The 26,239-nt window shown below is 71.1% G+C and carries 21 protein-coding genes; 7 read left to right on the forward strand and 14 right to left on the reverse strand.

All coding sequences use genetic code 11. From position 1 onward, the window contains the following. Positions 1 to 96: 96 nt before the first annotated feature. The gene (locus AB0M59_RS48625; protein WP_364629549.1) at positions 97 to 903 is read right to left on the reverse strand and encodes a DNA-formamidopyrimidine glycosylase family protein; all 807 of its coding nucleotides are present in this window, start codon (positions 901 to 903) and stop codon (positions 97 to 99) included. Then, the gene (locus tag AB0M59_RS48630; protein WP_364629551.1) at positions 903 to 1,376 is read right to left on the reverse strand and encodes a ribose-5-phosphate isomerase; all 474 of its coding nucleotides are present in this window, start codon (positions 1,374 to 1,376) and stop codon (positions 903 to 905) included. The genes AB0M59_RS48625 and AB0M59_RS48630 overlap by 1 nt, the downstream gene beginning before the upstream one ends. Before the next feature lie 45 nt (positions 1,377 to 1,421). Here AB0M59_RS48630 and AB0M59_RS48635 point away from each other — a divergent pair, with 45 nt between their 5' ends. Together AB0M59_RS48635 and AB0M59_RS48640 are read left to right on the forward strand one after the other, a co-directional pair. Next, a complete protein-coding gene (locus tag AB0M59_RS48635) occupies positions 1,422 to 2,144 on the forward strand; it encodes a 2-phosphosulfolactate phosphatase (protein WP_364629554.1) in 723 nt (240 codons plus the stop codon). Next, entirely contained in the window at positions 2,141 to 2,950 is an 810-nt protein-coding gene (locus AB0M59_RS48640; protein WP_364629557.1) for an MBL fold metallo-hydrolase, read from the forward strand. Before AB0M59_RS48635 ends, AB0M59_RS48640 begins: the two co-directional genes overlap by 4 nt. A gap of 36 nt (positions 2,951 to 2,986) precedes the next feature. Here the strand turns inward: AB0M59_RS48640 and AB0M59_RS48645 are convergent, their stop codons facing one another. Continuing rightward, complete coding sequence (locus AB0M59_RS48645; protein WP_364629560.1) at positions 2,987 to 3,607, reverse strand: DsbA family protein; 621 nt, start codon at positions 3,605 to 3,607, stop codon at positions 2,987 to 2,989. Positions 3,608 to 3,768: 161 nt separating this feature from the next. Between AB0M59_RS48645 and pepN the strand changes: the two genes are divergently transcribed. Continuing rightward, positions 3,769 to 6,336 (forward strand): aminopeptidase N, encoded by a 2,568-nt coding sequence (pepN, locus tag AB0M59_RS48650; protein ID WP_364629653.1) that lies wholly within the window; start codon positions 3,769 to 3,771, stop codon positions 6,334 to 6,336. A 360-nt stretch (positions 6,337 to 6,696) separates the two neighbouring features. On the opposite strand, the gene AB0M59_RS48655 is transcribed toward pepN, so the two are convergent. Both AB0M59_RS48655 and AB0M59_RS48660 read right to left on the reverse strand, forming a co-directional pair. After that, positions 6,697 to 7,185 (reverse strand): DUF5130 family protein, encoded by a 489-nt coding sequence (locus AB0M59_RS48655; RefSeq protein ID WP_364629562.1) that lies wholly within the window; start codon positions 7,183 to 7,185, stop codon positions 6,697 to 6,699. After that, entirely contained in the window at positions 7,172 to 7,426 is a 255-nt protein-coding gene (locus tag AB0M59_RS48660; RefSeq protein WP_364629564.1) for a hypothetical protein, read from the reverse strand. Before AB0M59_RS48660 ends, AB0M59_RS48655 begins: the two co-directional genes overlap by 14 nt. A 305-nt stretch (positions 7,427 to 7,731) precedes the next feature. Between AB0M59_RS48660 and AB0M59_RS48665 the strand changes: the two genes are divergently transcribed. Beyond that, a complete protein-coding gene (locus AB0M59_RS48665; RefSeq protein WP_364629567.1) occupies positions 7,732 to 8,103 on the forward strand; it encodes a hypothetical protein in 372 nt (123 codons plus the stop codon). Between the two features lie 159 nt (positions 8,104 to 8,262). Here AB0M59_RS48665 and AB0M59_RS48670 read toward each other — a convergent pair whose 3' ends face one another. Further along, complete coding sequence (locus AB0M59_RS48670) at positions 8,263 to 8,760, reverse strand: HNH endonuclease (protein WP_364629569.1); 498 nt, start codon at positions 8,758 to 8,760, stop codon at positions 8,263 to 8,265. A gap of 358 nt (positions 8,761 to 9,118) precedes the next feature. Between AB0M59_RS48670 and AB0M59_RS48675 the strand changes: the two genes are divergently transcribed. From AB0M59_RS48675 to AB0M59_RS48685, 3 genes are all read left to right on the forward strand, one after another. Continuing rightward, positions 9,119 to 10,108 carry a mechanosensitive ion channel family protein gene (locus AB0M59_RS48675; protein WP_364629571.1) on the forward strand — a complete coding sequence of 330 codons (990 nt, stop codon included), beginning with the start codon at positions 9,119 to 9,121 and terminating at the stop codon, positions 10,106 to 10,108. A 124-nt stretch (positions 10,109 to 10,232) separates the two neighbouring features. Beyond that, the gene (locus AB0M59_RS48680; protein ID WP_364629574.1) at positions 10,233 to 10,634 is read left to right on the forward strand and encodes a globin; all 402 of its coding nucleotides are present in this window, start codon (positions 10,233 to 10,235) and stop codon (positions 10,632 to 10,634) included. Next, positions 10,631 to 12,184, forward strand: a complete 1,554-nt coding sequence (locus tag AB0M59_RS48685) for a glycoside hydrolase family 13 protein (protein WP_364629577.1) — start codon at positions 10,631 to 10,633, stop codon at positions 12,182 to 12,184. Before AB0M59_RS48680 ends, AB0M59_RS48685 begins: the two co-directional genes overlap by 4 nt. Here the strand turns inward: AB0M59_RS48685 and AB0M59_RS48690 are convergent. The 8 genes from AB0M59_RS48690 to AB0M59_RS48725 all read right to left on the reverse strand — a co-directional run bounded on the left by AB0M59_RS48690 (position 12,181) and on the right by AB0M59_RS48725 (position 26,216). Next, positions 12,181 to 12,588 carry a hypothetical protein gene (locus tag AB0M59_RS48690; protein WP_364629579.1) on the reverse strand — a complete coding sequence of 136 codons (408 nt, stop codon included), beginning with the start codon at positions 12,586 to 12,588 and terminating at the stop codon, positions 12,181 to 12,183. The two genes, AB0M59_RS48685 and AB0M59_RS48690, sit on opposite strands and share 4 nt — an antisense overlap. Before the next feature lie 176 nt (positions 12,589 to 12,764). Continuing rightward, positions 12,765 to 13,013, reverse strand: a complete 249-nt coding sequence (locus AB0M59_RS48695) for a hypothetical protein (protein ID WP_364629582.1) — start codon at positions 13,011 to 13,013, stop codon at positions 12,765 to 12,767. 53 nt (positions 13,014 to 13,066) lie between these two features. After that, entirely contained in the window at positions 13,067 to 13,702 is a 636-nt protein-coding gene (locus AB0M59_RS48700; protein WP_364629585.1) for a hypothetical protein, read from the reverse strand. Then, a complete protein-coding gene (locus AB0M59_RS48705) occupies positions 13,695 to 14,114 on the reverse strand; it encodes a thioesterase family protein (protein WP_364629588.1) in 420 nt (139 codons plus the stop codon). Before AB0M59_RS48705 ends, AB0M59_RS48700 begins: the two co-directional genes overlap by 8 nt. Further along, positions 14,111 to 19,096 carry an NAD-glutamate dehydrogenase gene (locus AB0M59_RS48710; protein ID WP_364629590.1) on the reverse strand — a complete coding sequence of 1,662 codons (4,986 nt, stop codon included), beginning with the start codon at positions 19,094 to 19,096 and terminating at the stop codon, positions 14,111 to 14,113. Before AB0M59_RS48710 ends, AB0M59_RS48705 begins: the two co-directional genes overlap by 4 nt. Positions 19,097 to 19,974: 878 nt before the next feature. Further along, positions 19,975 to 22,368, reverse strand: coding sequence for a hypothetical protein (locus AB0M59_RS48715; RefSeq protein WP_364629593.1), 2,394 nt, complete (start codon positions 22,366 to 22,368; stop codon positions 19,975 to 19,977). A 16-nt stretch (positions 22,369 to 22,384) separates the two neighbouring features. Then, positions 22,385 to 24,061, reverse strand: coding sequence for an energy-dependent translational throttle protein EttA (ettA, locus tag AB0M59_RS48720; protein WP_364629596.1), 1,677 nt, complete (start codon positions 24,059 to 24,061; stop codon positions 22,385 to 22,387). Positions 24,062 to 24,197: 136 nt separating this feature from the next. Continuing rightward, positions 24,198 to 26,216 carry a cytochrome c oxidase assembly protein gene (locus AB0M59_RS48725; protein ID WP_364629599.1) on the reverse strand — a complete coding sequence of 673 codons (2,019 nt, stop codon included), beginning with the start codon at positions 26,214 to 26,216 and terminating at the stop codon, positions 24,198 to 24,200. Positions 26,217 to 26,239 lie beyond the last annotated feature (23 nt).

Genomic DNA, 26,239 nt, shown 5'->3' on the forward strand with positions numbered 1-26,239 from the left:
AGTCGTCGGAACACTCGTCGCAGCCGTCCTCCATGACGAAGTACTTCTTCACCCGCGGCACCCAGACCTTGGTGCCGGGCTTCAGCTCGGCGCTGGTCAGTTCTGGCAGGTGGGGCACCAGTAGAGGTTCCGGCCCACCAGCTCCGAGTTCGCCACCGGCGTCCCGCACACCAGGCACGGCTCCCCGGCCCGGCGGTAGACGTACACCTCGCCACCGTGGCGATCCACGCGGGCCGCGCGGCCCATCGCCTCCGGCAGGTGCTCGGGGCGGACCGTGTCGATCCGGCCGACGCGGACGCCGTCGCGCATCAACACCACCAGGTCGGCCCACATGTCGTCCCACAACGCCCGGTCGAGCGCGCGGCCCGGGGTCAGCGGCGCGACGCCGTGGCGGAACAGCACCTCGGCTCGGTAGACGTTGCCGACGCCCGCCAGCACCGCCTGGTCCATCAGCAGCGCCGCGATCGACGTCTTCGACCGCGAAATGCGCTCCCACGCCTGCTCGGGTTTCGCGTCGCGGCGCAGCGGGTCCGGGCCGAGGCGCGCCTTGATCGCGTCCACTTGATTCGGGGAAAGCAGCTCGCAGCGGGTGGGCCCGCGCAGGTCCGTCCAGTGCGTCCGGCCGGCCAGCCGCAGCCGGACCTGCCCCACCGGCTCCGGCGCGGGCAGCGCGGACTCGCCGAAGGTGCCGTACAGCCCCAGGTGGATGTGCACGATCCCGTGTGGACCGTAGTCGTGGAAGAGGTGCTTCCCGTACGCCTGCGCGCCGAGGAACAGCTGACCGTCCAAACGGGACGCCTCGGTGGCGAACCGGCCCTGCGGGCTGCTGACCTCGACCGGGGCTCCGGCGTACCGGCGCTTGTGCAGCCGCGCGAGCCGGTGGAGCGTGTGCCCCTCGGGCATCAGGCCTCCGGCAGCGCCGGCGGGGTGCCGGTGCGCTCGTAGTCCAGCAGCTGCTGGACGCGGCGCGCGTGCCGTTCCTCCGGCGAGACCTCGGTCGCCAGGAAGGCTTCGACGATCTCGGTGGCCTGCTCGGCGGTGTGCATCCGGGCGCCGACGCCGATCAGCTGGGCGTGGTTGTGCTCCCGGCACAGCTGAGCGGTCTCGACGCTCCACGCGAGGCCGGCCCGCGCGCCGGGGACCTTGTTCGCGGCGATCTGCTCGCCGTTGCCGGAGCCGCCGACGACGATGCCGCGGCTGCCCTCGTCGGCCACCACGCGCAGCGCCGTCTCGACGCAGAACGCCGGGTAGTCGTCGGCCGCGTCGTACACCTGCGGACCGATGTCGGTGACCTCGTGGCCCTGCTTCTCCAGGTGAGCCACCAGGTGGTTCTTCAGCTCGAAACCGGCATGGTCGGATCCCAAGTAGACACGCACGGCTGGAAGTCTGCCACCAAGGCCGGTTTCGGGCATGCTCCGGGGGTGGGCATCTGGGCGCAATCCGGCTACGACGTCCGGCTCGACTGGGGTGCCGAAGGCGTGGCCGCCCTCGGCCGGGAATGCGCCGTGCTGGTCGTCGTCGACGTGCTTTCCTTCGGCACCACCACGGATCTCGTGGTCGGCCGCGGCGGCCGCGTGCTGCCGGTGCGATGGCGTGACGAGCGCGGCGTAGCCCAGGCGAGGGCGGCCGGGGCGGTCATCGCGGGTGAAGGCACGTTCACCCTCAGGCCGGCTTCTGTGACGGAAATCCCGCCCGGGACGCTGCTCGCGCTCCCCTCGCCCAACGGCGCGACGCTGTGCGCCGCCGCCGCGGCGACCGGCGCACGGGTGCTGGCCGGCTGCCTGCGCAACGCCTCCGCCGTCGCCGCGAAGGCGCTTGGGCTGGGCGGGCCGGTTGGGCTGATCGCCGCCGGGGAACGCTGGGGCGTGGACATCTTCGGCGACGGCGAGACACTCGGCCCGCTGAGGCCGTGCGTCGAAGACCAGATGGGCGCCGGCGCGATCGCCGCGGCACTGGCCGGGCACGGCCTGTCGTTGTCCCCCGAAGCCGCGCTCGCCGCCCGATCGGTCGACGTCGCGGCGCTCGCGGGCTGCGTGTCCGGCCGCGAGCTGACCGAGGCCGGGCACGGCCGTGACGTCACGCTGGCCGCGCGGCCCGACGTGAGCGATGCTGCTCCCGTGCTGACCGAAGGAGTACTGGCATGAGCGGGCGCTGGATCGAGGTCGCCGGCGGCGTGCACGCGCGCCGCTACGAGGAGCTGGACCTGACCGTCGGGCTGGTGGTCGGCGCCGAGCGCTGCCTGATCGTCGACACCCGCGGCGACCTGGAGCAGGGCGCCGAGCTGGCGGCGGCGGTCCGCGAGCTGACGCCGCTGCCGTGGTCGGTCGTCTTCACGCACGCGCACTTCGACCACACCTGGGGCACCGAGCGGTTCACGCCCTGCGCCGTCTGGGCGCACGAGGGCTGCCGCGCCGAGCTGACCGAGTACGCGGAAGACGCGCGCGCCAAGTGGATCGCCTACTACCGCGAGCAGGGCAAGGCGGAGACCGCCGACGCCATCGCGCGCACGCAGTTCGTCGTGCCCGACCACCTGTTCACCGACCGCACCGAACTCGACCTCGGCGGCCGGACGGCCGTCCTGCTGCACCCCGGCCGCGCCCACACCGACCACGACGTCGTCGTGCACGTGCCGGACGCGGACGTGCTCTTCGCCGGGGACATCGTCGAGAACGCCGAACACGGCTTCAGCGCGTTCTCGTTCAGCTCGGAGTCGGACTTGACCGCCTGGCCGGACACCCTCGACACGCTCCTCGCGCTGAAGCCACGGGTGATCGTGCCCGGACACGGCGACCCCGTCGACGCCGACTTCGTCCGCTACCACCGTCACGGCCTGCACGAGCTGATCGCGCTCAAGGCCGGGGTGGGGCGCGGTGAGACGACCGAGGTGGCCGCCGTGGCAGCCTCCCGCTACCCCAGCGACGTCACCTTGGCCGCCCTCGCAACGCCCTGAAGCGCCACTTTCACGTGAAAGTGGCGCTCGGGAGCGTCAGTCGAAGTTCAGCTCACCGGACCGGGTGCGCTTGAGCTCGAAGAAGTCCGGGTAGCTCGACAGCGCGACGGCGCCGTCGAACACCTTCAGCGCGTCTTCGCCGCGCGGGATCGAGCTGAGCACCGGGCCGAAGAACGCGACGCCGTCGATGTGGATCGTCGGGGTGCCGACGTCCATGCCGACCGGGTCCATGCCCTCGTGGTGGCTCTTCCGCAGTGCCTCGTCGTATACGGTGGAGTTCGCGGCGTCGTACAGCTCGGCCGGCGCGCCGATCGCGGCAAGGGCTTCCTTGATCACCGCGTCGCGGTCCTGGTTGCCCTGGTTGTGGTACCGGGTGCCGAACTCGGTGTAGTAGTCGCGCAGCACCTCCTCGCCCTTGAGCTGCGACAGCGCGACCGCCACGCGCACCGGGCCCCACCCCTGCGCCAGCGACTCCTTGTACTTCTCCGGCAGCTCGTCGCGGCCCTCGTTCAGCACCGACAGGCTCATGATCCGGAAGTTCAGGTCCAGGTCGCGGTGCTTCTCCACCTCGAGGATCCACCGCGAGGTGATCCACGCGAACGGGCAGATCGGGTCGAAGTAGAAGTCGACCTTCGTGGGCTGCTCGGCAGCGGTCATCAGGTTCTCCTGTGCGAAGTCAGGTCCGGTCCGGGGGCGGGCACACCCCCACTAAGCGGGCCAACACCCGGGGACCCGGGCTTGTTCCCCATCGCCCGCCACCCCGTCCCCATGATTGGATGCGGGGAGTTGAAAACCGATACCAACGACCAGAGGTGCCTGTGCCCGCCCCCAACCTGACCCGCGACCAAGCCAAGCTGCGCGCGGACCTGCTCGATGTCACCGGATACGACATCCAGCTGGATCTCACCGACGGCCACGGCGGCCCCGGCGAGAAGACCTTCGCGTCGAAGACGACCGTCCGGTTCTCCAGCGCCCGGGCCGGCGAGCGGACGTGGGTCGACATCGTCGCCGACCGCGTGCACGCGGCCACCTTGAACGGCACGGACGTCGACGTCAGCGCGTACGTCGAGGACAAGGGCATCGCGCTGGCCGGCCTGGCCGAGGCGAACGAGCTCACCGTGACCGCCGACTGCCGGTACATGAACACCGGCGAAGGCCTGCACCGGTTCGTCGACCCGGTCGACGACGGCGTCTACCTGTACACGCAGTTCGAGACGGCGGACGCCAAGCGGATGTTCGCCTGCTTCGACCAGCCCGACCTCAAGTCGGTCTACCGGCTCACCGTGATCGCGCCGAAGGACTGGAAGGTCATCTCGAACACGGCCGCGGAGTCCACCGAGGAGACCCCCGAAGGCGCCGTCCGCACGGTGTTCAAGGAGTCCGAGCGGCTCTCGACGTACCTGATCGCGCTGATCGCCGGTCCGTACGCCGAGTGGCGCGACGAGTACGCCGACGAGCACAAGACCATCCCGCTCGGCATCTACTGCCGCGCGTCGCTGGCCGAGCACATGGACGCCGACCGGCTGTTCACCGAGACCAAGCAGGGCTTCGGCTTCTACCACAAGACGTTCGGCACGCCCTACCCGTTCTCGAAGTACGACCAGCTGTTCGTGCCGGAGTTCAACGCCGGCGCGATGGAGAACGCCGGCGCGGTCACGTTCCTCGAGGACTACGTCTTCCGCAGCCGCGTCACCCGCTACGCCTACGAGCGGCGCGCCGAGACGCTGCTGCACGAGATGGCGCACATGTGGTTCGGCGACCTGGTGACCATGCGCTGGTGGGACGACCTGTGGCTGAACGAGTCGTTCGCGACCTTCGCGAGCGTCCTGGCCCAGGCCGAGGCGACCGAGTACAAGAACGCGTGGACGAGCTTCGCGAACATCGAGAAGTCGTGGGCCTACCGGCAGGACCAGCTGCCCTCGACGCACCCGATCGCCGCGGACATCGTCGACCTGCACGCGGTCGAGGTGAACTTCGACGGCATCACCTACGCCAAGGGCGCGAGCGTGCTCAAGCAGCTCGTCTCCTACGTCGGGCTGGACCACTTCCTCGACGGCCTGAAGGTGTACTTCGGCAAGCACGCCTGGGGCAACGCGACGCTGGCCGACCTGCTGGGCGCGCTGGAAGAGGCGTCGGGGCGCGACCTGTCGTGGTGGAGCGCGCAGTGGCTGGAGACCACCGGGCTGAACTCGCTGAGCCCGCGCTACGAGGTCGGCGCGGACGGGACGTTCACCTCGTTCGCCGTGGTGCAGTCCGGCGCGAAGCCGGGCGCCGGTGAGCTGCGCACGCACCGCGTCGCCGTCGGGATCTACGACGAGGACGGCTCGGGCAAGATCGTCCGCACCCAGCGCGTCGAGCTGGACGTCGACGGCGAGCGCACCGAGGTGCCCGCCCTGGTCGGCCGGCCCGCGGGCAAGCTCGTGCTGGTCAACGACGACGACCTGACGTACTGCACGATGCGCCTCGACCCGGCGTCGCTGACGACGCTGATCGACCGCGTCGCCGACATCACCGAGTCGCTGCCGCGGACGCTCTGCTGGTCGGCGGCGTGGGAGATGACCCGCGAAGCCGAGCTGAAGGCCCGCGACTTCGTCACGCTGGTCCAGCGCGGCATCCACACCGAGACCGAGGTCGGCGTCGTCCAGCGGCTGCTGCTGCAGGCCCAGACGGCGCTGAACTCCTACGCGGAGCAGGAGTGGGCGGCTTCGCGCGGGTGGCCGGCGTTCACCACGCGGCTGCTGGAGCTGGTCCACGCCGCCGAGGCGGGATCGGACCACCAGCTGGCGTTCGTCAACTCGCTGGCGGGGTCGGTGCTGGACGCCGCCACTTTGGAGGTGCTGGCGGGCTGGCTGGACGGCTCGGCGCCGCTTCCCGGTCTCACGGTGGACACGGACCTGCGCTGGCGGCTCCTGCACGCGCTGGTGGCGCACGGCAAGGCGGACACGGCGGAGATCGACGCCGAGCTGGCCCGCGACAACACGGCGACGGGCCGCCGCCAGGCGGAGCGCGCGCGGGCGTTGCGCCCGACGGAGGAGGCCAAGGCCGACGCGTGGCAGCGCGCGGTGTACGACGACGAGCTGCCGAACGCGGTCAGCGACTCGCTCATCTCGGGCTTCTCCCACCCGGGTCAGAAGGCACTGCTCGGCTCGTACGTCCCGCGGTACTTCGAGGTGATCGACGAGGTGTGGCAGCGTCGGTCGAGCGAGCGCGCGCAGCCGATCGCGATCGGGCTGTACCCGTCGTGGGCGGTGGCCCCGGAGACGGTGACGGCGTCGGACGAGTGGCTGGCCGGTGAGCACTCGCAGGCTTTGCGGCGGCTGGTTTCGGAGGGCCGGGCAGGGATCGTGCGGGCTTTGGCGGCGCGGGACTTCGACGCCCAGGCCTGAGGCCAAGTGCCGTTAAGGCCACCTTACGGGCGTCTGACGCCCGTAAGGTGGGCTTAACTGCAGGTCAGACCCCGCAGCAAGCCGGTGCGGGGCTCTTCGGCATCTCGGGTCCCGGACGACATGAAAGAGTCGTTCATGTCGTCCGGCGCGGTGAACGGGTCGTTCACCACAGACCGGCACCGCGGCTCGCTTCCGGCGGCGGCGGTTCCGGCGAGGTCTTGAATGAGTCATTCAGGACCTCCCACGCCCTGAATGACTCATTCAAGACACTGCCGGAGTCCGCCGAACCCGGGCGCAACTCGCGCCGGACGTGAAAGAGCCCCGCACCTCACCGAGGTGCGGGGCTCTTCGGGTCTCAGATCAGCGGGGCGCGGGGCCCGCCTGGTCGGACAGCATGCGCAGCGCGTTCACCAGGCCGTTCACCAGCCCGCGCACCAAGTCGCCCTCCTTGAAGGACGCCACCATGCTCGCCACCGCCAGCTTGGCGCCGCGGTCGGGCAGGCGGACGTACGCCGCCTTGCCCGTCACGATCTCGATCAGCTTCTCGCCCGGGGAGACCGCGATCAGGACCGAGTTCGACGGGTTCGCCGTCGTCGCGTGCAGCTTCTCCGCCGCCGAGCGGCTGTCGTCGCCCAGCTCACCGACGTACAGGCTGAAGTCCAGACCCGTCTCGCGGCTCGCGAACGTCAGCGCCTCGTCGAGGCGGGCCAGCTGTCGCGTGTTGAAGGGGCTCGTCGGCGCTTCGGGCTCGTACATCTTCGCGGCCGACACGCGGCCGCTCGACGTCAGAGCCTCGCCGTAGCCCAGTTCGGACTCGTCGACGCGCTTCGTCAGCTCACCAGTTGCCACGAGCGCCTCCTGCCGCGGTCGGGGCGCCCTCGGGCGCGCTGTTCTCGGCGGCGGCGTGCCGGTGCCCGGCGCCGAGCCCTTCGGGGTTGGCACTCCACCACATGGCCGGGTAGTCCCAGGCCTGGCCGGACCGGTACCGCGCGGCGCCGCCGGACCTGCGCCGGAGCGTCAGCAGCCCGGCGATGCCGTAGATGGCCAGCGGGATCACGGCGAAGACCAGGATCGTCTCGACGATGTTCACGGCGCTGAGCGTATCGGATGACCTCCGAGAAGACTTCAGCCACTTCAGCCACCGAACTCACCGCGCGCGCCGCACTCGACCGTTCGTCGTAAGCCGAGTGCCGTCCGCCGCTTGGCTCGCGGCCACTGGAACGTTGGGGCGAAGACCGTCGGGCCGAAAGGTTGCAACTCAACGTACAGGCGGCCGCACCCGCCGCTGTCGTCTTGTCGCAGCCTTGAAATCCTCGTAGCTTTTTCACCTGTACGGGCCTTGCGCCCCGCTCCCCAGCCCCAGCAGGTAACGCACCGGTCCCAGGAGGCCTTGCCATGAACAGCGTCCACACCCCCGCACAGGCGATCACCGAGACCACCTCGTCACCCTGCGAAATCGAATTCGTGCCCGGAACACGTGTGACGGCGGGCACAAGGGTTACCCGGGGTACACGCGTCACTCGCGGTACACGGGTCACGGCGGGAACGCGCGTCACCATGGGCACCCGGGTGACGGCGGGGACGCGGGTCACGCGAGGCACCCGGGTCACCAGGGGCACCCGCGTCACGATGGGCACCCGCGTGACGGCGGGGACGCGCGTCACCTGCGGCACTCGAGTCACGCGCGGCACGCGGGTCACCCGTGGCACTCGCGTCACGATGGGCACGCGAGTCACCTGCCAGAGCGACTACACGCTCGCTGCCTGACCCGTACTCCAGGGACGCACGCACTACCTGAACACGCGCAAGCACCCGGCTCGCCCCGGCCGCCGCAAGGCAGCCGGGGCGCCGGCATGTCCGGGCTCCGTCAGCCGGTGAAGGCTGTGTCGCCGTCGTCCGGGGCTCCGCCCCGAGCGCCCGAAACAGCTAGGCCGCGGAGCCCAGATACGGACGCCACAGCGGGTCGGCCTCCTTGGAGTGCGCGAGCAGCCGCCAGTGCGGGCCGTGCGGGGCACGCGGGACGACGCGCAGCCGCCAGTTGATCTCCGAGAGCAGCCTGTCCGCTTTGCGGTGGTTGCACTTGGCGCAGCAGGCGACGCAGTTCGTCCAGGCGTGCGGTCCGCCACGGCTGCGCGGGATGACGTGGTCGATCGTCTCGGCCCGCCCTCCGCAGTAGGCGCAGCGGTACCGGTCGCGGTGCATCAGCCCGGCGCGGGTGAGCGGCACCTGCGCCCGGTAGGGCACGCGCACGTACGTGCTGAGCCGGATCACCGAGGGCAGGGGCAGCGACACCTTGGCCGAATGCAACTCGATGCCGCCCGGGTCGCCGTGCACCACCTCGGCCTTGCCGCACATCACCAGCACCACGGCCCGCCGCAGCGGCAACGCGGTCAGCGGCTCGAAGGTGGCGTTGAGCAGGAGCACCCGGCGCCGGCCCCAGGCCGGGGCTGCCGGATCCCGGCCTCTACTACGCTGTCCGGGCGGGCGGGTAACTCCCCCTGGGCGGTTCCCCGGCCCGGCCGGGACGGCTCCGCCGGATGCGGAACCCCCCGGATAGGCGCGCAGAACCACCTCTGGCGTCTCGACGGCCATGGCTTGGCCGGAGACACCGCGGGGGCTGGGTTGTCGGTCTGGCACTCGACCACCTCCAGGGGCGTAGGCATAGTCGACCACAGAACAGGCCCCCAGCGCACGTGTGTTACAAGACGTGTCACATCCGCGCGACCCGACATCCACCAGGAGTTGGGCTCACCGACCTGATCGGAAGGATGATCGAACCCCCGTGTCCCCTCTGCTTCCCTCCGCCAAGCCGCCGTGCGTCGACGACGTGAGCACCTTCTGTCACCAGGTGTATCTGGCGACGAACAACGAGTGGCTGGCGGGCTCGGCGAACTGGCTGCTGACCAAGCCGCTGAAGATCTTGATGATCATCGTGATCGCGTTCGTCGTGCGGCTGCTCCTGCGGCGGATGATCAACCGCGTCACGACGCTGCCCCGAGGCAGCGGCAAGCTCCCCGCGCTGCTGCGCCCGCTGCGTGAGCGCGCCCCCGAGGTACTCGGCACGGCCGTGATCGAACGGCGCCGCCAGCGCGCCCAGACCATCGGCTCGGTGCTGAAGTCGATGGCGACGTTCTTGATCTACGGCCTCGGCTTCATCCTCGTGCTGGGCGAGCTCGGCCTGGACCTCGGCCCGATCATCGCCTCGGCGGGCATCATCGGCGTCGCGATCGGGTTCGGCGCGCAGAACCTGGTCAAGGACTTCCTGTCCGGCATCTTCATGATGGTCGAGGACCAGTACGGTGTCGGCGACGTCGTCGACGTCGGCGAGGCGACCGGCACCGTCGAGGCGGTCGGCCTGCGGATCACCACGCTGCGCGACCTCAAGGGCACGGTCTGGTACGTCCGCAACGGCGAGGTGCTGCGCGTCGGCAACTCGAGCCAGGGCTTCGCGGTCGCGGTCGTCGACGTCCCGCTCGGCTACACCGCCGACGTCGAGCGGGCGACCACCGTCCTTGGCCAAGCGGCCTCGACCGCGACCGAGAGCGACGCGCTGAAGGACAACATCCTGGAGCCACCGGAGATGCTGGGGGTGGAAAGCGTCACCCCGGAGGGTCTCCAGCTGCGCCTGACCGTGAAGGTGCGCCCGGGCAAGCAGTGGGCGGTCCAGCGGGCCCTGCGCGCCCAGCTGCTGGCGGCCCTGGAGGAAGCCGGCTTCGAGCCGCCGCTCGGCCGGCTGTTCCCGAACTCCGCCGCCGCGATCGAGAAGAAGTAGCGCCCCGCGGCCGGGTCGTGAGGTACCTCACGACCCGGCGCGCGTGGTTACGCTGGGAAACGGGTTCGCGACCTTCCGGCGAGGGGCGGGACCGGACGTCGGGAACCCGCACCCGGAGGGCAAAATGGAAGGCGTGTCTGCAGTGAGCGAACCGGCGAACCTCTACGAAGCGGTGGGTGGCGAACCCACGTTCCACCGGATCGTCGCGCGGTTCTACGAAGAAGTCGCGCGGGACGAGATCCTGCGCCCGCTCTACCCCGAGGAGGACCTCGGGCCGGCCGAGGAGCGCTTCCGGCTGTTCCTCATGCAGTACTGGGGCGGCCCGCACACCTACTCCGACCGGCGCGGGCACCCGCGGCTGCGGATGCGGCACGCGCCGTTCAAGATCGGGCCGATCGAGCGTGACGCCTGGCTGCGCTGCATCCGGATCGCCGTCGACGAGGAGAACCTCGAGGAGCCCTACCGCGGGCAGCTCTGGGCCTACCTGGAGATGGCCGCGCACAGCATGATGAACAGCTTCGTATGAGACCCGGGCCGGACTGGTGGCGGGATGCCGTCTTCTACCAGGTCTACGTACGTTCGTTCGCCGATTCGGACGGCGACGGCGTCGGAGACCTGGAAGGCATCCACTCCCGGCTCGGTTACCTGGAGCTGCTGGGCGTCGACGCGCTGTGGCTGACCCCGTTCTACCGCTCGCCGATGGCCGACCACGGCTACGACATCGCGGACCCCCGTGACGTCGACCCGATGTTCGGCACCCTCGGCGACTTCGACGTGCTGCTGACCGAGGCGCACAAGCGCAACATCAAGATCACCGTCGACGTGGTGCCCAACCACACCAGCAACCAGCACGCCTGGTTCAAGTCCGCGATGGCGGCCGCGCCGGGGAGCCCGGAGCGCGATCGCTACGTCTTCCGCGACGGCGTCGGCCCGAAGGGCGAGGACCCGCCGAACAACTGGGTCAGCGCGTTCGGCGGCCCGGCGTGGACCCGGGTGCCGGACGGCCAGTGGTACCTGCACCTGTTCGCGCCGCAGCAGCCGGACCTCAACTGGACCAACCCGGAGGTCGCCGCCGACCTGGAACGCACGCTGCGGTTCTGGCTCGAACGCGGCGTCGACGGCTTCCGCATCGACGTCGCGCACGGCATGGCCAAGCCGCCCGGCCTGCCGGACATGGACCCGCGCGCCGACGCGCTCGGGCCGAGCCACTACTACGACCCGCGGTGGGACTACGACGGCGTCCACGAGATCCACCAGATGATCCGCAAGGTGCTCGACGAATTCCCCGAAGCCATGGCGGTCGGCGAGATCTGGGTGACCGACGAGGAACGCCTGTCCCGGTACCTGCGGCCCGACGAGCTGCACCTGGCGTTCAACTTCCGCCTGGTGCTGACCCACTTCGACGCCGACGCCATGCGCACGGCCATCCAGCGCTCCCTGACGGTGCCGGCGAAGGTCGGCGCGCCCGCGACCTGGACGCTGGGTAACCACGACGTCTGGCGGCAGGTCAGCCGCTACGGCGGGGGTGCCGCGGGCGTCCGGCGCGCGCGGGCGATGGCGCTGGTCGAGCTGGCGCTGCCCGGCGCGGTCTACCTGTACAACGGCGAAGAGCTGGGCCTGGCCAACGTCGACATCCCGGTTTCGGAGATGGCCGATCCGCGCGCGAAGACGAGCGGGGCCGAGTTCGGGCGCGACGTCTCCCGCGTGCCGCTGCCGTGGGAGGGCGACCTGCCGCCGTTCGGGTTCTCCCGCAACCCGCGGACGTGGCTCCCGATGCCGGGCGAGTGGGCCGGCTTGACGGTGGAGAAGCAGATAGAAGACGCCGATTCGACGCTTTCCCTGTACCGGCAGGCGATCGAGCTGCGGAAGACGCACGCGGCGTTCAGCGGTGACGAGCTGGAGTGGTACGGCGCTCCGGCCGGCTGCTTCGCGTTCCGCCGCAAGAGCGGCGGGCTGGTGTGCGCGCTGAACACGTCCGCCTCGCCCATTGCCCTGCCGCCGGGCGAGGTGCTGCTGAGCAGCAGCCCGCTGGTGGACGGGAAGCTGCCGGCGGACTCGGCCGCCTGGCTGGTCTAGAGCGGCACCCACCGGCCGGGCTTGACGACGTCGGCCGCCTCGGGCACCGGAGCGTGCGTGATCTGGTTGACGCGCTGGTGCGACAGCCCGAGCAGGTCGGCGATCGCCCGTTGCGAGATCTGGCCGTTCAGCGTGGAGACCAGGCGGGCGCGGACGCCTTCCCGCCACTCGGCCACGTCCTCGGCGATCCGGTGCGCCTCCTGGTACTGCAGGACGAGCTCGGTGGCGTCCTCGTCTTCGAACTCGTAGCGCCACCGGAGGTAGAACCGCTCGGACGGGAGGCCGGTCAGGTTCGCGATGATCTTCCGCATGCCGGGGTCTATATCAGTGAACCGCTTGAAGTCGCCCGCGGCGTCTAGGCCGTCGGTCACCTTCGCGGTCCACGAGCCTGCTTCGCGGTTCACGGTCACGGTGAACGCCGGAAACCTCATCGCTCGCCTCTCGCCGTCCTCACCCCGAGAAGTCGCGGACTGTACTCTGCCCATCGTCGCCAATCCAACCACAGCCACGGCCGAAGGCTTCGGAGCAACAGTTACGTGCCACTCGGGGTCGGCCTGCTTTTGGCCGGATTGGTAACAGGTCAGCCGCTTTGGTCGCCCGAGCCATCGTCGAAGGCACCACTGGCCAGCCACGCCACGAGAGCCGCGGCCTGGAGGTAGGGCGCAGCTTGGGCGGCCGCCCGGCCCGCCGCTCGCGTGCGGCCCCACCTCTCAGGACGCTCGGCGCGCTCCGGCGCCTGCTCCCCCGGCAGGCGGTCGCGCCGCCACGGCGTCTCCTCGGCGCGGACACCGTCGAGGAACTCCGCGGTCGGATCGTCTTCCGGGGGCATGCTTCCAGGGTGCCACCGCCCGGTGAAGAGCGGTGGCCGTCGTAAGGAATCCGTCAGAACAGCAGCGGCAACAACGCGTGCCGGCGGCGCACGATCGCGCCGTACCGCGCGTCCAGGCGCAGCCACGAGTCCGTCGCCGTCACGCGGACGACGTCACCCTCGACGTCCGAATCCACGAAACCCATGCCGGACATCGCGAACAGGCACCGCATCTGGATCTTGATCTCCACTGAGCCGCCGGTCACGGTCAGCACCGCCTGGTCCATCAGCGACGCCGGCGGATTGCCGTGCGGGCCGGCGTTGTCCCTGGCCAGGGTCACGCCGCGGTCGGCGAGGTCCGCGACGACGGCCGCCGGAAGCTCGTCGACCAGCTGCCAGCGGCCGGGCGCGGGCAGCTCGCCCTGCCACAGCAGGTCACGGGCCGGGCCCGGGTCCATCCGCGGCCCGCCCGCCACCGTCAGCGCCGCCAGCAGCTCGTTGCCGGACACCGTGACGTCGCCGGGGGTGACGTCACCGGCCACCGCGCGGGTGGCCAGGCACTCGAACGGCGTCGCCGTCCAGGCCTCGACCACGCCGTCGCCGCGCTGCCGCAGCCGGACGGCCGTCTGACCGTCCAGCCGGACCGCGCGGGCGACGAACGCACCGAGGGTCTCCCGGTCCGCCGCGTCCGGCACGAACAACTCAGGCATCCGCGAACCCCTGCTTCAGAAACTCCGACTCGGGCGGGCTGAGCCTACGCGGCCGCAACGCGACCGTGTCGTACGGCGCCAGCACCGTCTCCGCCGTCACCGCGACCGGGTCGGACTCGTCCGGCCCGGTGTGGACGCGGTAGGCGAGCGTGAAGCTCGCCGCACGCAGCTCCGTCAGGTCGATCCCCACGCGCAGCTGCTGCCCGGACACCACGATCGGCGCCTTGTAGGCCACCTCCAGCTTGGCCACGACGATGCCCTTGGGCAGCTGGTCGAGCCCGGCTTCGACGGCGCCCTTGAACAACAGCGGGATCCGCGCCTCTTCGAGCAGCGTCACCATCTTCGCGTGGTTGATGTGGCCGTAGACATCCATGTCCGTCCAGCGCGGGCGGACGTGCGAAACGTAGGTCACCGAACCGTGCTCCGGATCTGCCGGGCCGCCACCGAAAGCGTCGCGAGGTCGAGCCGGCCGGACTTGTGGATCTCGTCCAGCGCGACGCGCGCCCGCTGCAGCCGCGAGGAGTTCGTCTTCTCCCACTGGGCGATCTTGGCGTCCCCGGACGAGCCGGGATCGCTGTGCCGCAACGCGTCCAGCGTGATCGCCCGCAGCGAACCGTAGACGTCGTCGCGCAGCGAAAGCCGGGCGAGCGCGTGCCAGCGGTTGCCGCGTTCGAGCGCGCTGATCTCGGTCAGCATCTTGTCGACGTCCAGGTGCGCCGAGAGCGCGTAGTACAGCTCCGCCGTCTCGGCCGGGCTGTGCGTCGCGTCCACGCCGATCTGCTGCTCGGCGAGCTCGGCCACCTCGGTGACGTCGAGCAGGCCGTAGGTGTGCAGCAGCAGCGAGACCCGGCGGGCCAGCCCCTCCGGCACGTTCGCGGCGATCAGCTCGTCCACGTGCTTCTGCACCGACTCCGCCTCGCGGCCGCGGAGCAGGTCGCCGATCTTCGGCACCAGCTCGCCGAGAACGCGGCCGAAGCGCTGGATCTCCGACAGCGGCGCCAGCGGCTGCGGGCGGTTGGTGAGGAACCAGCGCGCGGCCCGGTCGAGCAGCCGCCGCGTCTCCAGCACCATCGCGTCGGCCACATCGGTGTGCACGACGTTGTCGAGCGCGTCGATCTCCGTCCACAGGGCGGGCAGGTCGAAGACCCGCGTGACCACCGCGTACGCGCGGACGGCGTCGGTCGCCGTCGCGCTCATCTCCTCCATCAACCGGTAGACGAAGGAGATGCCGCCGCCGTCGACCACCTCGTTGGCGATCATCGTGGTGATGATCTGGCGGCGCAGCGGGTGCTCGCCGATCGCGTCGGCGAACCGCTCGCGAAGCGGCTTCGGGAAGTACTCCGACAGCCGGCCGGCGAACACCTTCGAGTCGGGCAGGTCGCTGGCCAGCAGCTCGTCCTTCAGCTCCAGCTTGACGTGCGCGAGCAGGGTCGCGAGCTCCGGCGAGGTGAGGCCCTTGCCGGCCTTCTCCAGCTCGCGGAACTCGGAGTTGCTCGGCAGCGCTTCGAGCTTCCGGTCGAAGGCGCCCGCGGCCACCAGCGCCTGGACCTGGCGCGCGTGCACCGACAGCATCGGCGCGGCGTGCGCCCGGCTGACGCCGAGGACGGCGTTCTGCCGGTAGTTGTCGTCGAGCACCAGCGCGCCGACCTCGTCGGTCATCTCCGCCAGCAGGTCGTTGCGCTGCCCCTCCTCGAGCTTCCCGGTCGTCACCAGGTGGTCGAGCAGGATCTTGATGTTGACCTCGTGGTCGGAGCAGTCGACGCCGGCCGAGTTGTCCAGCGCGTCGGTGTTGATCTTGCCGCCGCCCCGGGCGAACTCGATGCGGCCCAGCTGGGTCAGGCCGAGGTTGCCGCCCTCGCCGAACACCTTGACGCGCAGCTGCTTGCCGTCGACGCGGATGGCGTCGTTGGCCTTGTCGCCGGCGGCGGCGTGGGTTTCGGTCTCCGCCTTGACGTACGTGCCGATGCCGCCGTTCCACAGCAGCTCGACCGGCGCCAGCAGGATCGCCTGGATCAGGTCCATCGGCGCCAGCGCGGTGACCCCTTCTTCGAGGCCGAGGGCTTCGCGGACCTGCGGGCTGACCGGGATCGACTTCGCCGTGCGCGGGTAGATCCCGCCGCCCTCGCTGATCAGCGAGCGGTCGTAGTCGTCCCACGAGCTGCGCGGCAGGTCGAACAGCCGGCGGCGCTCGGCGAACGTCGCCGCGGCATCCGGGTTCGGGTCGAGGAACACGTGCATGTGGTTGAACGCGGCGACGAGCCGGATGTGCTCCGAGAGCAGCATGCCGTTGCCGAAGACGTCGCCCATCATGTCGCCGATGCCGACAACGGTGAAGTCCTCGGTCTGGGTGTCCTTGCCCAGCTCGCGGAAGTGCCGCTTGACGCTCTCCCAGGCACCCTTCGCCGTGATGCCCATGGCCTTGTGGTCGTAGCCGACCGAGCCGCCGGACGCGAACGCGTCGCCGAGCCAGAAGCCGTACCGCGCGGACATCTCGTTGGCGATGTCGGAGAACTTCGCGGTGCCCTTGTCGGCGGCGACGACCAGGTACGAGTCGTCGGCGTCGTGCCGGACGACACCCGGCGCGGGCACGGTCTTGCCCTCGATCCGGTTGTCGGTCAGGTCGAGCAGGCCGGAGATGAACATCCGGTAGCAGGCGATGCCCTCGTTGAGCTGGGCGTCGCGGTCGATGCCGGCGTCGCCGGTCGCGGCCGGCGGCATCTTCACGACGAAGCCGCCCTTCGCGCCGACCGGCACGATCACGGCGTTCTTCACCGCCTGCGCCTTGACCAGGCCGAGGATCTCGGTGCGGAAGTCCTCGCGCCGGTCGGACCAGCGCAGGCCACCGCGCGCGACCTCGCCGAAGCGCAGGTGCACGCCCTCGACGCGCGGCGAGTACACGAAGATCTCGAACCGCGGCCGCGGCTCGGGCAGGTCGGGCACGCCGGCCGGGTCGAGCTTGATCGCCAGGTACGGCCGCTGCTTCCCGTCGGCGTCGGTGACGTGGTAGTTCGTTCGCAGCGTGGCCCGGATGACGGCCATCAGGCGACGCAGGATGCGGTCCTCGTCGAGGCTGGTGACCTCGTCGATCATCGCACTCAGCTCGCTCGCCAGCGCTTCGGTCGCGGCCTCCCGGTCGGCGTCGCCGAGCTTCGGGTCGAAGCGGGCCTCGAACAGCCGCAGCAGCTTCGTCGCGACCTGGGTGTGGTTCAGCAGCGTGTTCTGGATGTAGTCCTGGGAGAACGCGCTGCCGGCCTGGCGCAGGTACCGCGAGTACGCGCGCAGCACGGCCGCCTGGCGCCAGGTGAGCCCGGCGCGCAGGACGAGTCCGTTGAGGCCGTCCACCTCGGCGTCCCCGCGCCAGGCGGCCTCGAAGGCGTCCTGGAAGCGGCCGCGCAGCTGGTCGACCGCGTGGTCGTCGCCGTCGTCGAGCATCTTCTGGGCGACGCGCAGGCCGAAGTCGTAGATCCAGCAGGCACCGCCGTCTTCGCGGTGCAGCTCGTACGGCCGTTCGTCGACCACCTCGACGCCCATGGCCTGCAGCACCGGGAGCACCTTCGAGAGGGTGACGCCTTCGCCGCGCAGGTAGAGCTTGAAGCGCCGCTCGCCCGGCTCGGCGTCGGACGGCCGGTAGAACGACAGCGCGAGGTCGCCTTCGTCGGTCAGGGAGTCGAGGGAGCGGAGGTCGGCCAGCGCCTCTCCGGCGGAGAAGTCCTCCTTGTAGCCCTCGGGGAAGACGCTCGCGAAGCGCTGGCCCTGCTCGGTCGCCGACTCCTCGCCGAGGACGCCCACGGCGACGCCGCCGTCCGAGCGCTCACGGCGTTCGTCGAGGACCGCCTCGACCATCCGGTCGTCCCAGCTGCGGACGGCGCTGTTGAGCCGCTCCTGGATCCGCTGGGTGTCCGGCTCCAGCCGGCGCGCGGGGTCGGTGTGCACCATGAAGTGCACCTGCGCCAGGACGGTTTCGCCGATCCGCGCGCTGTATTCGAGCTGGGTGCCTTCGAGCTCCTCCAGCAGGACTTCCTGCATCGCCAGCCGCGACCGCGTTGTGTAGCGGTCCTGCGGGAGGTAGACGAGGCAGGAGTAGAAGCGGCCGTACGGGTCGCGACGCAGGAACAGCCGCAGCCGCCGGCGGTCCGACAGCGTGATCGCGCCGGTCGTCGTCGAGTACAGCGAGTCGGTGTCGGCGGAGAACAGGTCGGCGCGCGGCCAGTTCTGCAGCACCTCGAGCATCCGCTGGCCGGAGAAGGACTCCATCGGGAACCCGGCGCGGTGGATGACCTCGCGGACCCGCTTGCACACCACCGGGATGTCGAGCACGTTCTCGTGCAGCGCGGTGGTGGTGAACATGCCGAGGAAGCGGTGTTCGCCGGTGACGTTGCCTTCGCCGTCGAAGGTCTTCACGCCGACGTAGTACGGGTAGACCGGCCGGTGCACGGTCGAGGGCGCGCTCGCCTGGGTCAGCACCAGCAGCGTCGGCGAGAGCGCGGACGCGGCGGTGTCCGGGCCGGCGGTGAGGCCGCGGGCGGCGAGGCTGTCCTGGCGCAGCACGCCGAGCCCGGAGGCCAGCACCGCGCGCAAGGCCGGGTCGTCGGAGTCGGGGTGCGGGTTGTCGACCAGCTCGTAGCGGCGGTAGCCGAGGAAGGTGAAGTGGCCGTCGGCCAGCCAGCGCAGCAGGCGGGCGCCCTCGGCGACCTCGGCCTGCGGCAGGTGCGGCGGCTCGGTTTCCAGTTCGCTCGCGAGCTGGCAGGCCGTCTGGGCCATCTTCTCGGCGTCCTCGACGACCTCGCGGACGTCCCCGAGAACGCTGGAGAGGCGGTTGTCGAGCTCGCGCGCCCGGTTCGGGTCGGTGACGAAGTCGATCTCGATGTACATCCACGACTCGGCGGCCGAGTTCGCGGGCGGCTCGCCCGGGTCGGCGTCCGGGTGGACGTCCTGCAGCTCACCGGTGAGGTCGCGGGTGACCACCACGATCGGGTGGACGATCCGCTGCACCTGCACGCCGTCCCGGGCGAACTCCGCGGCGATCGAGTCGACCAGGTAGGGCATGTCGTCGGTGACGACCTGCACGACGGTGGCTTCGCGGGCCCAGCCGTCTTCGGCGACGGTGGGGTTGAGTAGCCGCACGGCCGGGCGGCCGGGCATCCGGGACTTGGCGAGCTGCAGGTGCGAGCGCACCGCGCCGACCAGGTTGACGGGCTCGTCGCCGACGATCTCTTCGGCCGGGATGTGCCGGTAGTAGAGCCGGATGAGCTCGCCGATCTCCGGCGCCAGGCCGGCGGCGGAGTCGATCAGGTCGTCCCTGATCTGCTCCGGGCTGGCCGGGGAGCGCTGACCGAATTCGGGTTCGGTTTCGGCTCCGGTTCCGGGTGGGGACGAGACTCCGGTCGAGCTCATTTGAGGCAACTCTCCAGTATTCGTGAGGTGACACCGCGCCGGTTCGGCGTTGAACCGGACCACCCCACACTAATGCGCCGCGGTCGGGGATCACATGAAGACCCGGGGGTTCCCCAGAGTCGGAAAACCCTTCCGGGCCAGCGAATTCGCGTGATCGGTCAAGCTACTGACGGGTTGTGTTCCGGGAGGCCGCGCGGCGCTGACCAGCCGGGGTCGGCGGGCATTACCTGAGGTGAGGCCGACATGATCGGTTCAGCTGAGGTCCGGCCGAGCCGTTCGGCGAAGGCTGTCGGCCGGTCGGCGACGCCGGAGTGCGACGGACGCCACTGTGTCCGGGCCCCCGGCACGTCGGCGACGAATAGGGGTGTCTCGCCGACGGGGGCGGTCGTGGAGGCGGGGCCGGTGGGCGAATCCGGCGGTTCGGCGATGAGCCGGGGTAGTCGGGGCGCTTGGGTCGCGCGGCTCCTGGGTGGCTCGGCCAAACGTCTTGAATGAGTCATTCAGGACGTGCGAGGTCCTGAATGACTCATTCAAGACACCGGCTGTTGCCGCAGCGGGGCTGTGGGCCGGCGAAGCCTGCCTGCCGGCGGCCCGGTGCGCCGAGCCGGTCATCGCTGCGGGCCGCTGTCGTTGCCGAAGCAAGCCCGGCGCGCGCGGCCGGTCGCTGCGGGGCCGCTGTCGTCGCCGAAGCACGACCTATCGCCGGGTGCGCAGGCCGCGCCGGTCATCGCCGCAGGGGCTGCGGCCGTTTGCGGAGCAAGCCGCCGCCCGATGTGCCGGGCCGGGCCGGTCATCGCCGGGGGCTGCTGTCGTTGCCGAAGCAAGCCCGGCGGGCCGGGCCCGTCATCGCCGCAGGGGCGCGGCCGAAGCGGGTCCGGTCAGTCGCCCGTGCCGTGGCGGCGGGAGTCGCCGACCTCGGCGCCGTGACCGTTGCGGCCGTGACCATTACGGCGGCCCGTGTCCTTCGAGCCCAGCTTCTTGACCAGCGCCGCGGCGCTCGCCGTCCCTGCCTGGTGCTCGGCCAGCGCGCGGGCGAGCAGGTCGGCGAGGCCCGCGTCCGGCGGGGGCTCGTCCTCCGCGATCGCGCGTGCGTAGCTCTCCGGGAACGGTGCCGTCGCCGGCGTCCAGTGGCCGAAGTCCTCCATCGGCTCCAGCGACGGTGGCATCCGCAGCCGCGGCAACCAGGGCTCGGCTTCGTCGCGGTAGTCCGGCACCGACGGCGGCTCGTCCTCCGGCCGCGGGGGCGGGGCCAACTCCGGCTCGGGACGGCGGGAGCTCTCCTCGCCCCTCTCGGGCGGGCTGTCCGCGTCCTCCGCCCGGCGACGGCCGCCACCCGCGCCGCCCGACGACGAGATGCCCAGGCGGTCCAGCACCGACCGGGCGGCCTCCGAACCGTGCTCGGCGTCGTGCCGGGTCGACGGCTGCGGTTCGCGCCGTGCCTCCCACGGTTCCCGCTCGGCGGCGGGCTCGGGCGCGAGCGGCAACGCCGGCGTGATGCGCGTCGGCGCCGACTCGCGTTCGGCGGCGGTCTCCTTCAACCGAGCTTCGGCGAGTGCCGCCCAGGAGAACTTGGTCTTGCCGTTTTCGGCGGCCGCAGTCTTCGGTTCCGGCTCCGGCGGAGTGCTCCGGATCTCGATCGGCGCCGGCCGCGCCTTCTCGGCCCGGGGCTCCGGCTCACGAGGGCGCTCAGCCTGGACTTCGACGGGCTCCGGCTGCCGGCGACGCCCCGTCGCAGGAGCTTCGGACCGCACCTCGATCGGCTCCGGACGGACCGGCGCCGGCCGCCGCTCGACGACCACCGGCTCCGGACGCACGGGTGGCTCCGCGGGCTCGTCCCGCACCGCCGGCATCACCGTGGTCTCGGCGGCGTCGGCGGTCACGCGCGGCCGTTCGAACGACCACGCGGGCGCCGGCTGCCGCGGCTCGGGCTTCGGGGTCTCCTCGCGGCCGAACGACCAGGCCGGCGTCCGCGGCGACGGCTCGACCGGCTCGACGGCGACAGCCGGGGCAGCCGGCGCAACCGGGGCCGCCGGCGCAACCGGGGCCGCCGGCGCAACCGGGGCCGCCGGCGCAACCGGAACCGCCACCACCGCCGGGACGACCGGGACCGGCCGCGACGGCACCGCCTTCAGCACCTCGTCGAGGTCGACCGACGCCGGCTCCCCCGAGCCGAACTCGCCGGCCAGCACGCTGCACGCCTGCCGCCGGGCTCGCGCGTGGAGCTGCTCGGCCGCCCGCGAGCGGTACAGGCACGCGATGGCTTCTTCGGCCTGGCCGAACCGCTCCTGCAGCTGCGCCAGTTCGAGCCACAACCGCGCGGTGACCGCGGACAGCCCATGACGATCCGTGCTCGCCACGGCTTCGCGGACCAGCTCGATCGCCGCTTCGCCCGAACCCGAGGGCAGGTGGATCCGCGTCGCGACGGCCAGCCGCAGCCAGCCCATCGGCGCGACCCCGGCCGCCCGCACCGGCTCGGCCAGGATCGGCTCGGCAATCTCGTACGCCATTTCGGCGTCGCCGCGGTCGAGCAGCGTGCTCACCAGCAGCAGCACCAGCCGGATCCGGACGAGCCCACCGTCGTCGGCCGGGTTGTCGAGCTTCTCCAGGAAGCCCAGGCCGGTCCGGGCGGCGTCGGCCGCCGCGGTCAGGTCGCCGTGGCGGCGCCGGTGCGCGGCCGTGCCGACGCGCAGCAGCGCCCGCACCAGCAGCTGGGTGTCGGCGCCCAGGGACTCGTCGCCGAGGACGAGCTTGTCCGCCTCGACGAGCACGCGGTCCAGCTCCGACTTCCGGCCGATCTGCGCGAGGCAGCCGACGAGGTGGGTCAGCGCGGCGGCGCGATGCACCGGCGAAACGACAGGATCGGTGAGGACCGGGCGCAGCGCGGCGAGCCCGGTCAGCGGCACGCCCAGGCTGCGGGCGCACACGGCGAGGTCGATGCGCAGCCGGGCGGCGATGTCGCCGTAGCCGGCGTGCTCGGCCGCGCGCAGGGCCGCGACCGCCCGGGCCACCGTGGCCGGCCGGTCGCCGAGCCGGACGCGCGCGGACACGACCAGGCTTTCGGCCCGGATCCACTGCTCGTCGGCGCCGGCGGCTTCGGACAACGCGGCGGCGCGCTCACCGAGGACCAAGGCGAGCTCGGGCGCCCTCAGGTGCAGGGCGTCCGCCCGCTCGATCAGCCGTCCGACTGCGGAGAGGGTTCCCCCGGCATTGGCGGAGCGCCCGCTCTCGACGTGCGAGAGCGGGCCCGTCCGGTGCTGCTTGCTGGCCTCCACGGGGAAACCCGCCCCCTCAGTCGCGGGTCAGCTTGCGGTGGGTGACACGGTGCGGGCGGGCGGCCTCGGCGCCCATCCGCTCCACCTTGTTCTTCTCGTACCCTTCGAAGTTGCCCTCGAACCAGAACCACTGCGAGGGGTTCTCGTCGGTGCCTTCCCAGGCCAGGATGTGCGTCGCGACCCGGTCGAGGAACCACCGGTCGTGGGAGATCACGACGGCGCAGCCGGGGAACTGCTCCAGCGCGTTCTCCAGCGAGCCCAGCGTCTCGACGTCCAGGTCGTTCGTCGGCTCGTCGAGCAGGATCAGGTTCCCGCCCAGCTTGAGCGTCAGCGCCAGGTTGAGCCGGTTGCGCTCACCACCGGAGAGCACGCCCGCCGGCTTCTGCTGGTCCGGGCCCTTGAAGCCGAACGCGCTGACGTACGCGCGCGACGGCATTTCGGTCTGGCCGACGTGGATGTAGTCCAGCTCGTCGGAGACGACCTGCCACACGGTCTTCTTCGGGTCGATCCCGCCGCGGTTCTGGTCCACATAGGACAGCTTGACCGTCTCGCCGATCTTGACGATGCCGTCGTCCGGCTCCTCGAGCCCGACGATGGTCTTGAACAGCGTGGTCTTGCCGACGCCGTTCGGGCCGATCACGCCGACGATGCCGTTGCGCGGCAGGTCGAACGACAGGCCGTCGATGAGCACGCGGTCGTCGAAGCCCTTCTTGAGCTTGTCGACCTCGACCACGATGCTGCCGAGCCGCGGGCCCGGCGGGATCTGGATCTCTTCGAAGTCGAGCTTGCGGTGCTTGTCCGCCTCCGCCGCCATCTCCTCGTAGCGGTCCAGCCGCGACCGGGACTTGGTCTGGCGGGCCTTAGCGTTGGACCGGACCCACTCCAGCTCGGTCTTCAGGCGCTTCGCGAGCTTCATGTCCTTCTTGCCCTGGACCGCGAGGCGTTCCTGCTTCTTCTCCAGGTACGTGGAGTAGTTGCCCTCGTAGCCGACGACGCGGCCGCGGTCGATCTCCATGATCCACTCGGCCACGTTGTCCAGGAAGTACCGGTCGTGGGTGACGGCCAGGACGGCGCCGGCGTAGCGGGAGAGGAACTGCTCCAGCCACAGGACACTCTCGGCGTCCAGGTGGTTGGTGGGCTCGTCGAGCAGCAGCAGGTCCGGCGCGGAGAGCAGCAGCTTGCACAGCGCGACGCGGCGGCGCTCACCACCGGAGAGGTGCGAGACACCCTCCTCGGGCGGCGGGCAGCGCAGCGCGTCCATGGCCTGCTCGACGGTCGAGTCGAGCTCCCAGGCGTCGGCGTGGTCCAGCTCCTCCTGGAGCTGGCCCATCTCCTCCATCAGGGCGTCGCTGTAGTCGGTCGCCATCAGCTCGGCGATCTCGTTGTAGCGGTCGAGCTTGGTCTTGATCTCGCCGAGGCCCTCTTCCACGTTCCCGCGGACGGTCTTCTCCTCGTTGAGCTCCGGCTCCTGCATGAGGATGCCCACGCTCGCGCCGGGCTGGAGGAACGCTTCGCCGTTGCTGGCCTGCTCGATCCCCGCCATGATCTTGAGAACGGTGGACTTACCGGCACCGTTCGGCCCCACCACGCCGATCTTGGCGCCGGGGTAGAACGCGGTGCTGACGTCGTCGAGGATGACCTTGTCCCCGACGGTCTTGCGCACCTTCTTCATGGTGTAGATGAACTCGGCCATACCGACGATCGTAGAGCGCACCTGATCGCGACCCGACGCCGGTCACCGTCGGACTACCGAAAGTCAGCCCGGGATCACCGAAACCGTCGTTTTGCCGGGCTCCGGACGCGGCTCACCCTCGACCGGAAGTCGAGACTCAGTCGGCCCGCTTGCCGTCGGCGAGGTTCTTCAGCATCGCGTTGTAGGCGTTCAGCTCCTCGTCGCCGGTCACCGCCTCGCGCCGGTCCCGCCGCTTCGCCTCGCGCTCGTCCTGGCGCGACCACTGCACCAGCAGCGCGATCAGCACCAGCAGCACCGGGAGCTCGCCCGACGCCCAGGCGATGCCGCCGCCGAGCCGCTGGTCGGTGAGCAGGTCCGGCACCCACGGCAGGTGCAGCGCGCCGTAGAACGCCTGCCCGATCACGGTCTGCTTGCTCATCAGGATCACGCCGAAGAAGGCGTGGAACGGCATCGCGGCGAACATCATCCCGAGCCGGCCGAGGTACGGGATCCGCCGAGGCGCCGGGTCGACGCCGATCACCGGCCAGTAGAAGACGTACCCGGCGAGCAGGAAGTGCGCGTTCATCGCCAGGTGCGCCCAGTGGTAGTTCAGCGCGTTGTCGAACAGGCCGGAGAAGTACAGCGCGTAGAACGAGCCGACGAACAGCAGCAGCGCGACCACCGGGTGGGTCAGGAACCGCGACACCGGCGAGTGCACCGCCGCGACGAGCCACTCGCGCGGTCCCGGTGGGGCTTCCTTGCCCGCGGCCGGCAGGGCGCGCAGCGCGAGCGTCACCGGCCCGCCCAGCACGAACAGCACCGGCGCCACCATCGACAGCAGCATGTGGTTGCCCATGTGGACGCTGAACATCGCGGGTGCGTAGCGGCCGATGCCGGACGACGTCGCGATCAGCAGCACCACGCAGCCGACGATCCAGGCGACCGTGCGGCCGACCGGCCAGGAGTCGCCGCGGCGCAGCAGCCGCTGCACTCCGGCGAGGTACAACCCGCCGAGGACGAGCGCGAGGGTGCCGTAGACCAGGTCGAAGCGGGTGTCGAAGAGCAGCCGCCACACCGTCGGTGGCCCGTCGAGGTTGTAGCCGATCAGCAGCTCGGTGGTGGACGGCTGGGTGACCGCGTCCGCCGGCGGCGGCGTCCTGGCCAGCCCGGACGCGATCCCGATCGTGACGAACATGATCAGGATCTCGACCGCGGCGAGCCGCATCAGCTGGCCGCCGCCCTTGCCGTCGACGAGGTCCGCGACGCCCTTCTTGCGCTGCTGGTGGCCGAAGACCCCGAGCAGCAGCAGCGCGACCGTCTTGGCGACGACCAGGAGGCCGTAGTCGGTGGTGAACAGGTCGTTCAGGCCGATCCGGACCAGCGCGTTGACCACGCCGGAGATCGCCATCACGATCCAGCAGACCAGCGCCAGCCGCGAGAACCGCTGCGCGGCCAGGCTCAGGTGGTTCCCGCGCCGGTAACCCAGCGCCAGCAGCGCGACCAGGCCGCCGACCCAGAGGGACGCCGCGACGAGGTGGAACAGCAGGCTGTTGGTGGCGACGTCGTGCGAGCCGCCGCTGGCGGAGTGCCCGGTGACCGCGACCGGGACCAGCCCGCCGACGGCCAGGAAGAACAGCACCGCCGTCCAGCCCCACGACAGCGCGAGCCGGCAGCCGAGGGCGACGAGGATCGCGATCAGCGCGGTCCACAGCCAGGCCTTCGGCTGCTCGATGGCGCCGACGAGGTCGAGCAGCGTCTGCGGGTCCAGGATCTCGCCGAACGGCTTACCGGCGGTGTCGGCGGCGGTGAAGGCGACCGAGAGCAGGGCCGCGCCGAACCAGACCCAGGCGGCGATCCCGGCCGCGCGCAGGGCGCCGTAGCCCTCCGGGCCGAGCGTGCCGGACTTCTGCGGCGGCACCAGGAACGCGGCCAGCAGCAGCGACCCGACGCAGATCACCGACGCGGCTTCGGACAGCACGCGCATGACCGTGATGCCGTACTTGGTGACGAGCCCCGGATCCGGCAGCCCGGCGATGGCGTAACCGGCCCCGCCGGTGAGCGCGATCAGCCCGATCGCGACGACGGCGGCCAGCAGCACGCCGACCGCGAGCAGGGGCAGCACACTGGCCCGGCGCTGCGTGGGCACGCCGGATTTCGTCACGGGCTCGCTGGACACGCCCCAGAGGGTATGCCCAGCCC

This window comes from Amycolatopsis sp. NPDC051371, assembly GCF_040682155.1.
Taxonomy (GTDB): Bacteria; Actinomycetota; Actinomycetes; order Mycobacteriales; family Pseudonocardiaceae; genus Amycolatopsis.

Excerpts from the sequence above, each read along its gene's own strand:
- AB0M59_RS48625 (WP_364629549.1), bottom strand. The coding sequence starts at position 903 with ATGCCCGAGGGGCACACGCTCCACCGGCTCGCGCGGCTGCACAAGCGC.
- AB0M59_RS48640 (WP_364629557.1), top strand. The coding sequence starts at position 2,141 with ATGAGCGGGCGCTGGATCGAGGTCGCCGGCGGCGTGCACGCGCGCCGC.
- AB0M59_RS48645 (WP_364629560.1), bottom strand. The coding sequence starts at position 3,607 with ATGACCGCTGCCGAGCAGCCCACGAAGGTCGACTTCTACTTCGACCCG.
- AB0M59_RS48665 (WP_364629567.1), top strand. The coding sequence starts at position 7,732 with ATGAACAGCGTCCACACCCCCGCACAGGCGATCACCGAGACCACCTCG.
- AB0M59_RS48680 (WP_364629574.1), top strand. The coding sequence starts at position 10,233 with ATGGAAGGCGTGTCTGCAGTGAGCGAACCGGCGAACCTCTACGAAGCG.
- AB0M59_RS48685 (WP_364629577.1), top strand. The coding sequence starts at position 10,631 with ATGAGACCCGGGCCGGACTGGTGGCGGGATGCCGTCTTCTACCAGGTC.
- AB0M59_RS48695 (WP_364629582.1), bottom strand. The coding sequence starts at position 13,013 with ATGCCCCCGGAAGACGATCCGACCGCGGAGTTCCTCGACGGTGTCCGC.
- AB0M59_RS48700 (WP_364629585.1), bottom strand. The coding sequence starts at position 13,702 with ATGCCTGAGTTGTTCGTGCCGGACGCGGCGGACCGGGAGACCCTCGGT.
- AB0M59_RS48710 (WP_364629590.1), bottom strand. The coding sequence starts at position 19,096 with ATGAGCTCGACCGGAGTCTCGTCCCCACCCGGAACCGGAGCCGAAACC.
- ettA (WP_364629596.1), bottom strand. The coding sequence starts at position 24,061 with ATGGCCGAGTTCATCTACACCATGAAGAAGGTGCGCAAGACCGTCGGG.